This is a genomic window from Mesorhizobium sp., assembly GCF_004962925.1.
In the GTDB taxonomy this organism is placed as follows: Bacteria; Pseudomonadota; Alphaproteobacteria; order Rhizobiales; family Rhizobiaceae; genus Mesorhizobium.
The window spans coordinates 12,850-22,929 of sequence record NZ_SUEO01000088.1 but is presented as its reverse complement, the minus strand read 5'-3'; the positions used below and the strand labels follow the sequence as shown (position 1 = coordinate 22,929).

10 protein-coding genes and 1 pseudogene are annotated in these 10,080 nt (G+C 58.6%); 7 read left to right on the top strand and 4 right to left on the bottom strand.

What is annotated here, in order from left to right:
* Positions 1-1,192 (bottom strand): ABC transporter substrate-binding protein (locus E5W87_RS18355; RefSeq protein WP_292400363.1); only part of this gene is annotated, 1,192 nt, incomplete at its 3' end.
* 418 nt (positions 1,193-1,610) lie between these two features.
* Here E5W87_RS18355 and E5W87_RS18350 point away from each other — a divergent pair.
* The 7 genes from E5W87_RS18350 to E5W87_RS18320 all read left to right on the top strand — a co-directional run bounded on the left by E5W87_RS18350 (position 1,611) and on the right by E5W87_RS18320 (position 7,197).
* Positions 1,611-2,660, top strand: a complete 1,050-nt coding sequence (locus E5W87_RS18350) for a LacI family transcriptional regulator (RefSeq protein ID WP_292400360.1) — start codon at positions 1,611-1,613, stop codon at positions 2,658-2,660.
* A 325-nt stretch (positions 2,661-2,985) separates the two neighbouring features.
* Positions 2,986-3,156, top strand: coding sequence for a hypothetical protein (locus E5W87_RS18345; RefSeq protein ID WP_164897904.1), 171 nt, complete (start codon positions 2,986-2,988; stop codon positions 3,154-3,156).
* A 131-nt stretch (positions 3,157-3,287) separates the two neighbouring features.
* Entirely contained in the window at positions 3,288-3,764 is a 477-nt protein-coding gene (locus E5W87_RS18340) for an ABC-three component system protein (RefSeq protein WP_292400357.1), read from the top strand.
* Complete coding sequence (locus E5W87_RS18335; protein ID WP_292400354.1) at positions 3,761-4,282, top strand: ABC-three component system middle component 5; 522 nt, start codon at positions 3,761-3,763, stop codon at positions 4,280-4,282. The genes E5W87_RS18340 and E5W87_RS18335 overlap by 4 nt, the downstream gene beginning before the upstream one ends.
* The gene (locus E5W87_RS18330; RefSeq protein WP_292400351.1) at positions 4,269-6,215 is read left to right on the top strand and encodes an AAA family ATPase; all 1,947 of its coding nucleotides are present in this window, start codon (positions 4,269-4,271) and stop codon (positions 6,213-6,215) included. Before E5W87_RS18335 ends, E5W87_RS18330 begins: the two co-directional genes overlap by 14 nt.
* Positions 6,216-6,224: 9 nt before the next feature.
* Positions 6,225-6,515, top strand: a complete 291-nt coding sequence (locus E5W87_RS18325; RefSeq protein ID WP_292400347.1) for a DCL family protein — start codon at positions 6,225-6,227, stop codon at positions 6,513-6,515.
* Between the two features lie 49 nt (positions 6,516-6,564).
* Positions 6,565-7,197 (top strand): hypothetical protein, encoded by a 633-nt coding sequence (locus E5W87_RS18320; protein WP_292400344.1) that lies wholly within the window; start codon positions 6,565-6,567, stop codon positions 7,195-7,197.
* A 421-nt stretch (positions 7,198-7,618) separates the two neighbouring features.
* Here the strand turns inward: E5W87_RS18320 and E5W87_RS18315 are convergent, their stop codons facing one another.
* The 3 genes and pseudogenes from E5W87_RS18315 to E5W87_RS18305 form a co-directional block, all read right to left on the bottom strand.
* The gene (locus E5W87_RS18315) at positions 7,619-7,849 is read right to left on the bottom strand and encodes a hypothetical protein (RefSeq protein WP_292400342.1); all 231 of its coding nucleotides are present in this window, start codon (positions 7,847-7,849) and stop codon (positions 7,619-7,621) included.
* Positions 7,850-8,036: 187 nt separating this feature from the next.
* On the bottom strand, positions 8,037-9,464 hold the full coding sequence (gene gndA / locus E5W87_RS18310) for an NADP-dependent phosphogluconate dehydrogenase (protein WP_292400339.1): 1,428 nt from the start codon (positions 9,462-9,464) through the stop codon (positions 8,037-8,039).
* A gap of 172 nt (positions 9,465-9,636) precedes the next feature.
* Positions 9,637-10,080: pseudogene (locus tag E5W87_RS18305) on the bottom strand (copper resistance protein CopC); the annotation flags it as partial.

Sequence of the window (10,080 nt, the reverse complement as noted above, 5' to 3'; positions counted from 1 at the left end):
CCACGGTCATGTCCGGCTTGGCGAAGAACTCGGAGAAAAGGTCCTCCTTCTGCTTTTGGGTGTCCTGCGACAGCAGCTGGTCCGTCCAGGGCATGATGCTGCCCTTGGCGAGGATGTCGAGCCCCTTCTTCATGCAGTCGTTCGCCGCCTTGAGGTCGATATCGCCGCGCACCGGCAGCGAACCCTTCTTGAGGTTGAAGGCGACCTGCGTCTTGGGATCGAGCAGCACTTGGGCCAGCACTTCCTGCGCCTTGGACTTTTCAGCGTCCTGCAGCAGCGGGAAGTAGAAGGCATCGCCGCCGGTGGCGATGACCTCGTTCAGGCCGAGGCCGGGAAGACACGTATAGTCCTTGCCGGCGGCCTGGCCGGCAACCTGGAACTCGCCCTGCGCCCAGTCGCCCATGATCTGGCCGCCGGCCTTGCCGGAGATGACGAGATTGGTGGCCTGGTTCCAGTCCTGCACATTGGTGTTCTTCGCCATCTTGCGGGCATCGTCCGCGGCCTTGAACACCTTGGCGACCTCGGGTCCGGCGGCGAATTCGGCGTCCTTGTCGCGATAGACTTTCAAGAAAGTGTCCGTGCCGCCGACCGCCGTAAGCAGCACATCAAAGGCGCCCGAGGATTGCCAGGGCTGCCCGCCGACCGCGAGCGGTATAATGCCTGCCTTCTCCAGAGCAGGGGCGGCTGCAACAAACTCATTCCAATTCTTCGGCACCGGCACACCGGCCTTTTCGAAGGCCGCGTTCGACAGCCACAGCCACTGCCAGGAGTGAATGTTGACCGGCACGCAATAGATCTTGCCGTCGAGGGTACAGCCGTCGAGCAGGCTCTTCGGCTGCACGATTTCCGTCCATTTGTCCCTGGTGGCGAGATCGGTCAAGTCGCGCATCAGACCGGCCTGCACCAACTCTTCCGCCTGCCGGCCGTGGTTGAACTGGGTGGCGCCCATGGGGTCGCCGCCGGTGATGCGGCTGATCATGATCGGCCGCGCCGTGCCGCCGGAGCCGGCAATAGCGCCGTCGACCCAATGATTACCTGTCGCGTCGAACGCCTTGGCGAATTCGGCGACCGCCGCCGCCTCGCCGCCCGAAGTCCACCAATGGGTGACTTCCAGATCCGTCGCTGCCGCCGGGCCGGCGAATTGCAGCGCGGTTGTCACCGCTAGCGCAGCGGTCATGAATTGGTATTGCATTTCGGCTCCTCCCAGAATCTGAAACGTTACAGATTTTCGATACGGCAATTGCGTTTGGGGTGCAACCCCGAAAGACGAGCGGCTCGAGATTTTTTCGAGCCGCGAACAAATCCGCGTGCCAATTGCCGGCCATTGCACCGCAGCAAGACAGGTTGCAGTGCAAAAATGATGCTGCAATGCATGAAATTCGGCAAAATTCTGTTTCGCTGGCAGGCCCTTGCCGACGTCCAACGACTTTGCCTCGAATGGAATGTCGCTCGTGCAGAGCACCTGCCCCAAACCGCTGCGCGATGGCAAGTGACAATCTGTAACGTTTCAGTATATAGGGTGTTTCATCAGGCGGAGAGTCGCGGGCGAGCCGCAATCCGCCGATTGCAGGCCTGCACGGCAACTGCTATGCGCCTGACGGGCGGGGTGAATGGACAGACATCAAACGGAAAAGGACGACGAGGCGTCAGGGCAGGGCCGGCCGACGCTGAAGACGCTTGCCTTCATGACCGGGCTGGGCGTCACCACCGTGTCGCGGGCGCTGAAGGACGCGCCCGAAATCGGCGCCGAGACCAGGCGGCGCGTCCAGCTCGTCGCCAAGCAGATCGGCTACCGCCCCAACCGTGCCGGCGTGCGCCTGCGGACCGGAAAGACCAACGTCATCAGTCTCGTGCTCAACACCGAGCACGAGATCATGAGCTTTGTCTCGGACATCATTTACGGCGTTTCGGAAGTCATCGCCGACACGCCCTATCACCTGATCGTCACACCCTATTCACGCTCGCAGGATCCCCTGGACCCGATACGCTATCTGGTAGAAACCGGCTCCGCCGATGGCGTCATCATTTCGCGCACCCAGCCGAATGACCCCAGGGCCCGTTACCTGCTGGAGCGTGGTATCCCCTTTGCCACACACGGCCGCACCGATATGGGGCTGATTCACCCCTACCATGATTTCGACAACTACGCGTTCGCGACCGAGGCTGTACGCCACCTGGCCGGCATCGGCCGCCGCAGGCTGGCTCTGCTGGCACCGCCAGTCGAGCTGACCTATCACCGCCATGCGCTGAACGGCTTTACCGATGCACTGAGCGAGGTCGGTGCCAGCGAGATCCCGTTCAACACCGTTTCGATCGACCACTCGATCGAGCAGATCAGGATGAGGACCGCGCAGGTGATGCGCCGCGACGTCAGGCCGGATGGCTTCGTCAGCAGCGCCGCCGCCGCGACACTCGCCATCGTCGCCGGCATCGAGGACGCCGGCCTCAAGCTCGGCCGGGACGTCGACGTGGTGTCCAAGCAGTCGTCGGACCTGCTGCATCTGTTCCGCAGGGAATTGCTGGTCGTCAACGAGAACTTCCGACTGGCCGGCGCAGAGCTCGCCCGCTCCGTGCTGGGCTGGATCGGCGGCGCTGCCCCCGGCTCACTGCAGAGCCTGAGCGTGCCGACCGAGGTTCTGGCCTATCGCCGTCTCGACTAGAGCGGGATACGTTCAAATTGAACTGGGCTCCATCTATTTGCCTTAGCCGCATTTCTGCCACGCCAAGTGTTCCACTTGGCTGCAAAATGCGCGCTGCTGACTGGCAACTTGGGGCCGGAACCGGGCAGCTTTCAGCAGCATGGACACGATAGCCGTCGAAACATGTCACGCCATTGAACCCTGCCGCCGGTTCATTTTGCGCACATGAAGGGTTCCCGACGCCCTCCCGCGACTACTACGGTGATGCGGTGCACAACCCTAAACTGTTGCAAGGAAGCAAAAAGGCGGGCAAACGTTGTTAGGGATCGGATATTGGGGGAATCAAATGGCTTTTGATATTTGGAATTTTCTTGGCGGTTTGCTTGCAGGCACGATTGGCGGCTCTCTGCTGACCTTCCATTTCACCAAGAACGTGCGCGCTGACCGCCATGGTACGGCGACCGACCAGTCCGATGCGCGTGCCGGTGGAGACATTGTAGGCCGGGACAAGCGCTAGCTTGCTGACGGCACGATATCACATCCATGAACATCGCGGACCAAGAAAGCACGATTTCCAACCAGCAAGGCGCCCAAGCAGGCGGTAACATTGCAGGTCGTGACTACTACAACTTCGAACCTTAAAAGGGTTTGGTCGAAAAACTGCTTCTCAAATTGAAGGAGCAGTACGACTGCAACGAACAGACCCAGACGACTATGGACGAGTTGGCGCGATACCATACCCGCCGTGCCGCCGATGGGATTGACGGACTCGAAGCCAAACTCAAAGCGAGCGGGCGCTTTGATTACTATGATGAGGCAATCGAGAAGAAAGAAATGTTCGCGAAGCTGCTGGAGAGGTGGTCTCTATATTCATCGGCTCAGCAGATTTTTGTTCACATCCTCGCCAGGGCCGAGAACGAGTTTACTCAGGTGATTTATAGTCAAATTCCGAAGAGGAATCTCGAAGAAATAAATGCTCTTGTGATCGACCGCATTGTGAATCCAATTGTTGAAGAATGCGGCGGCGATCTGATGTCGGTGAACCATAACCTCGTTCAGGGAATGGTGTACTGGCTGGCGGAACAGTGTTTCATCAAGTGGCATCAGAGCGCGGTGGCGGCATGACGCAGCTCACGTACAACGAGGCCTTTGACCCCTACCATGCAGTCTTCAGATTCCTGAGACTGCATCTCGCTTGCGATATCGGCGCCAAATTGCCGTTCGACACTTTGCGCATCTTGGACTTTTATCTTCTCTTCCCATTCCGGCTTCAAGCGATGAAGCTTTTCTCGAGCGATACGGGCTGGAGAAAGATAAGCAGATCCTATGAAGACCAGGCTCCATACGGCGCGATGCCGGACGACAGCACCATTTTTGCCCGGATGGAACCTTTCCAAAGGGCGGCGGCTGCCAGCCTCGTCCACAGTGGCCACCTCGCTTCCGATGCATGGGACTCGAACGAGGTTAAATTCACTACCGATGCGCTTCCGGCAACGGTGAAGGTGCGCTGTTCAGAACTGAACACCCGCATGAAAGATGTCGTCGACATCCTGTGCCAGATTAAGGCGCGTTACCCTCTCGGAGGCCGTGACGGACTGAAGGATAGAACAGGGCTTTTGGAGTACCGATATGACTCGGTATGATCCCTGTCTCATCGTTAAGCGCCTCATCGTGAAGCGCGGAGCCTTGATCCTATACGACGAGGCGTTTCATACGGGCGTCAACGTTATCCGCGGAGACAACTCCTCGGGCAAATCGACGATCATGAACTTTGTTTTCTTTGGGCTAGGGGGCGATCTCGACCGCTCGGCTTGGAGTGAGCATGCACTGTTGTGTGAGCATGTGTGGCTGGAGGCGGAGTTCAATGGCAATCCGGCCGTCCTTCGCCGTCAGATCGATGTCTCATCACAGTCTGCGATGGAAATCTTCGGCGGGCGCTATGAGCAAGCTGTTTCGGCTCCAATCGAGGCGTGGCATCGATACTCCTACGCTCGCTCAAAGAATCAGGAGAGTTTCTCTCAGGCAATCTATCGCCTTCTCGACATGCCGGACGTCGCCGTGGAAGGCACGTCCAGCATCACTATTCATCAGATTCTCCGCCTTCTGTACGCCGATCAGCTCTCGCCGACCGAGAGCCTTTTCCGGTTTGAGGGTTACGACCCTGAGAACCTGCGTGAGGCTGTAGGCAACCTGCTATGCGGTGCGTTCGACACTGAAATCTACGAACTGCAACAGCTGAAACGAACGAAGGAACGCGAATTTACAGACGTCTCCGCTGAGTTAAAAAGCATATTCAGGGTCGTTGGTGGTGGCGACGAAAGCATGACGCTCGACTGGATCGAGCAACGCCGCAAAGGGTTGGTCGAAGAGCGGGATGCTGTCTCAGCCCAGCTCGTGGTAGCCGAGGAAGGGTTCTATTCCAGTCAGTCGTCCGACAAGATTACACTTCATGCTCAAAGGGAAGTCTACAAGCAGGTACAGAAGCTGCAGGTGGACATCGGCCAGAAGCAGGCCGACGTGGATTCCGTGGAATTCGAGCTCTCGGATTCAGCTGCATTTATAAAAACCCTAAACGCACGTCTTGAGGCTTTGCGCGACGCTGACCTTGCCGCCGAAGTCGTCGGCACTGTTCGCTTTGGAACGTGCCCGGCGTGTTATGCTGAGGTCATTGATCATGACCATAACGTTGAAGCGTGTCATCTCTGCAAGGCGCCGCTCGACACTGAACGTGGGCGAGAGCGGGTCGTCGGGATAATAAACGAGCTTTCGATACAAGTAAAACAGTCCGAGCGGCTGCAGGACATCAGAGCCGAGCGTCTCAAAACCCATCAGGTTCAACTAAACGCACTGCAAGCAGCTTGGCGGCTTAAGGCAAAGGAGCTGGCCGATCTCAGTTCGGTGCCAACATCGAAAGCTCGCGAGGAAATTCGTGGGATGCAGCGAAGGCTTGGTTACATTGACAAATCGATCGAGGACATAGAAGCGCAAGTGAAACTTGCCAACAAAATCGGCGATCTATCAGCCAGAAAATCGCAGCTGGATCAGGACATTCAGGCGCTAGGAACTCGCATCAGTGGCCTCCAACTTAGCCAGACCGATCGCCTTCGGACCGCAAAGGCCAGTATTGAAAAGAACATCATCGAAATACTCCGTGGCGATCTGAAACGCCAGGATTCCTTCGAGAACCCGGAGCATGTGCTATTCTCCTTCGCGAAAAACACGATCACGGTAGACGAGCATACCTATTTCTCTGCCAGCTCCCGCGTTGTGCTGAAGGCCGCGTTTCTGGTCGGCTTCCTCAAGGCGGCCCTTTATGATCGGCAGTTCCGCCACCCTCGATTCCTTATGATCGATATCACTGATGACAAGGGGATTGAGCAGGCACGAAGCCATAACTTCCAGAAGCAGGTTATCGAGATTTCTGACCGGGCGCCCGTCGAGCACCAGATCATCCTTGCCACGGCAATGCCCTGGCCTGGCATAAGGCCAGAGCTGTTTGTCGGGAGACATTCTACGCGAGAGCAAGGAACGCTGGGTTTTCTTCCGCGCAAGGTCGATGGCTCTAAGCAAGCCTAGGAGACGTCGATGGCGAATGCACAACCCATTGAGATCGCAGGGCACCAATTTGAACGGAAGACAGATGCGCTGGCATTCATGAAGGTCATGCTCAATCGCTATCGTCCGGGGGATGCTGTAAGCGCGGCTGACGGGGCATTTCTCGCAGAAGCGCTGAAACGTCACCCTGAGGCCAGAACCAAGATAGGGCCGGGCATACGCAGCTTTGATGTGCGGTCGGCCGACTATGGAACTAAGTGTTTTTGGGTATTGCGGATAGACGGCTCCGAGGCGCGGTTCTCTTACAAGAGCTGCGTGTAGCGGCCATGACGGTGCATGAGCGCTTGAGCGGCCAGTCAGGAGATCAGCCTTGAGCCAAACAGCTGCCGCTGCCAGCGCTCGGTCCGAGTTTATCGCTCCCGGCAAGACGAAAAATGATTGGATTAAATTTGCCAAGCTTCTCGTGCCCGGCGGCGATGCCAATGTTTGGGCTGAAGCCTTCAACACCTATCTTCTCGCCAGACTGCAGAGCCGTTATCTCGGGCCTATAGGGATGCTGCGAGATAAAGGCAGATGGGAAGGCGAAGGCTTCACCATCGTTTCGATTCAGTGTGCGCTGATCGAGTTTCTTGCGGCGACGCGTGCTGGGAAAAAATATAGGCACAAGAACGCTCAGTCTCCGCACGAATATCAAAACAGCCGCAAACTTTTTGTCGATTTCCTGTTCCAGACCGCACCTTTCGACAAGCTATTTTCGGAAGGGGACGCAGGAGATTTTTACATCAATGTTCGCTGTGCGCTCCTGCACGAGGCGAGAACGAAGGACGGCTGGATTATTTGGGTTACCGGCGCAGTTCCCGTCGATTGTAAAAAGAAAATCATCTATCGTGATAGCTTCCAGGCCACTATCGAAGGCTACATCAACGATTACGGCTTGGCGTTGACGGCCGACGCATCGCTCCAGGGTGCCTTCATCAGGAAGTTTAACGATCTAGCCGCTTAATGGGCACGTTCACGGCTTGCGGATCTGAGATCGTCCCTAAGACTATGGCGCGGACGATACCAACTGGTGAATATCAGTCCCTACGATTTTACATCGGACAGTCAGACGCCGGATCTCGGTCAGGTTATTGTTTGGCGAAATGCAAACGGAATCTACGCAGCAGCTAACGTCTTGGCGATCAGCCATCGAAGCGCGGAGCTGATCGATACCAAGTCAGTTTCGATTCGTAGTCTTGTCAGGGGATGCGGCCGACTTTTCGAAGACCTAGTTGGTACGCGCCTAGGTGATGTCTGCTTTAAGACAAAGTCCAACATCGACCAAACGGCCGACTTCGGCGCAGTCCCGACGTCCAGATGGCGAACCGCCGGACCGGCCCGAGAACTCCCAACGGCGCGCTTGAGATCACCCGCGCGCGGCTCTACTAGTCCGAAAACCTCACGCTCACGCCGCGCTGCCGAAAATAGGCCTGCATCAACTTGCGGCCCGAGCGGTTGTTCTGCGCCAACTTGGTCGGATCGAACACCGCCTGTTTTATCCCTTCTCGTGTCAGCGCCGCCTTAAGCGTCGCGATATGTGCGTCGATGTCGGCATTGTCCGCCCACAGCGAGGCATAGATACTTTCGGTCGCCTGGGCCACGGTCGGTTCGCTCACAGGTGTCGTCCTTTGGTTGGTTGAGCGGCGGCTTACCACAGATTCGCGGCTCCGCCGATACCGATGAGACCGTCAATCGTCTCTACCGGCATAGCAGGTTCCTGGCGCGACCCGACACCCAGTTGGTCGCTGGAGATGTCTGCTTTCTGGCAACCGCAAAATTGGACTCTAGGTCCAAGTCGCGGGGCTAACCCGCCGCTCCGCTCCCCCACGGGCCATGGAATGCGCCCGGCCCGTCGATGCGTTCGAAGCCGTGCGCCCCGAAGAAATCGCGTTGTGCCTGGATCAGGTTCGAGGTGCCGCGGCCCTGGCGATAGCTGTCGAAATAGGCAAGCGCGGACGACAGTGCCGGCACCGGCGAACCGGCTTCGGACGCGCGCGCCACGATGCGCCTGAGCGACGGATGCGCCTCCTGCATCATCGTGATGAAGGCCGGCGCCATCAGGAGATTGGTCGTGCCGCCTCCCGCGCCGAAGGCTTCCGCCATCGTGTCCAGCATTTGCGAGCGGATGATGCAGCCGGCCCGCCAGATCTTGGCGATGGTCGGCATCGGCAGGTTCCAATCAAACTCCTTCGATGCGCCTGCCATCACCGCGAAGCCCTGCGCGTAGGCGGCGATCTTGCCGGCGAACAGCGCCAGTTCGAGATCCCTGAGAAGCGCGTCCTTGTCTCCGGAAATCTTGGTCACGCCGCCATTGCCATAGGCATTTTCGGCGATCAGGCGCTCGTCCTTGATCGACGACAAGACGCGCGCCGCCACCGCCGCCTCGATCGCTGTGGCCGGAATGCCGAGCTGCTGCGCCTCGATGACCGACCATTTGCCGGTGCCCTTCTGGCCGGCGCGGTCGAGGATGATGTCGACCATCGGCTTGCCGGTCTTCGGATCGTCGGCGGCCAGCACCTTGGCGGTGATCTCGATCAGATAGGAGTTGAGCCGGCCCTTGTTCCAGCCGGCAAACACCTGTGCGATCTCCTTCGGCCCCATGCTTAAGCCGTCACGCAAGATGCCGTAGATCTCGGCGATCATCTGCATGTCGGCATATTCGATGCCGTTGTGGATGGTCTTGACGAAATGCCCGGCGCCATCTGTGCCAAGCCATGCGGCACAGGGCTCATCCCTGAACTTGGCCGAAATGGCGGTCAGCACCTTTTCGACGCGTTTCCAGGACTCTTCCGTGCCGCCTACCATGATCGACGGTCCGTGGCGCGCACCCTCCTCGCCGCCGGACACGCCCATGCCGATGAAGGTCAGCCCCGAATCGGAAAGCTCGGAGAAGCGCCGCATCGTGTCGCGGAAATTGGCGTTGCCGGCATCGATGACGATATCGTTGGCCGACAGCACGCCGCGCAGCGCCGCAATCTGCTCATCGACCGGTTTGCCGGCCAGCACCATGATGATGATCGGACGCGGCGGCCGGATGGCGGCGGCGAGTTCCTCCAGGCTGTAGCAGGGCACCACCATGTTCTTCAGCGCGCCGGCATTCTCGACAAAGGCGTCGGTGCGTGCGGCGGTGCGGTTGAAGACGGCTATGCGGTGCCCCTTCTCGGCGATGTTGAGCGCCAGGTTGGAGCCCATCGTGCCAAGGCCGATCAGGCCGATTTCGGCTTTTTCCATCGTTTCTTCCCTGCTTTCGGATCTTTTGTTGAGGCCGCGATTTGTAGCGACGCCCGTTCTTCTTGGGATGCCATTCTTGTCGAGATGCCAATCTTGCCGAAATGAATGACGGGCCTTCAAGGCCGCGTCAACCGCCTCGCCGAAATGTGTTGCGCAGACTGCCGGCTGGTCCTCATCGCCTGATATCGATCGGCGCCTCTATCTTCACGATCTCGAAATCCGAGACGAGAATATCGAGCCGCGCCGTCCATCGGCCCGGGACCGGGACGACGAGATCGTCGACACGCCAGGTACCATCGCCGCGCTTTCTTGCGGCGCGCTTGATCGGCTCGATGCCGGCATCGGGTTTTGACAGCACCAGCGTCACTTGCTCAGCGTCGAGCGGGCCGAAATCGCCGGTCATGATGACGATAGACGCCGCAACCGGCCCAACATGGCCGGGCGTGATGCTGAGGTCGGCCATCGCCTTCGGCGTGTGGATATGGATCGATGCCGGCTGCGCTGCTGCGATCGCCAGGGCGCGCGGCGGCGGCGTGAAGCGCCAACCGGCGGCAACGCCGAAGATCGCTAGAACGATCAGCATTTCAACGCCGATCGAGCGGACCAGCCTCCTCTG

Coding starts and splice junctions, on each gene's coding strand:
- E5W87_RS18350 (WP_292400360.1), top strand. CDS start 1,611: ATGGACAGACATCAAACGGAAAAGGACGACGAGGCGTCAGGGCAGGGC.
- E5W87_RS18345 (WP_164897904.1), top strand. CDS start 2,986: ATGGCTTTTGATATTTGGAATTTTCTTGGCGGTTTGCTTGCAGGCACG.
- E5W87_RS18335 (WP_292400354.1), top strand. CDS start 3,761: ATGACGCAGCTCACGTACAACGAGGCCTTTGACCCCTACCATGCAGTC.
- E5W87_RS18330 (WP_292400351.1), top strand. CDS start 4,269: ATGACTCGGTATGATCCCTGTCTCATCGTTAAGCGCCTCATCGTGAAG.
- E5W87_RS18325 (WP_292400347.1), top strand. CDS start 6,225: ATGGCGAATGCACAACCCATTGAGATCGCAGGGCACCAATTTGAACGG.
- gndA (WP_292400339.1), bottom strand. CDS start 9,464: ATGGAAAAAGCCGAAATCGGCCTGATCGGCCTTGGCACGATGGGCTCC.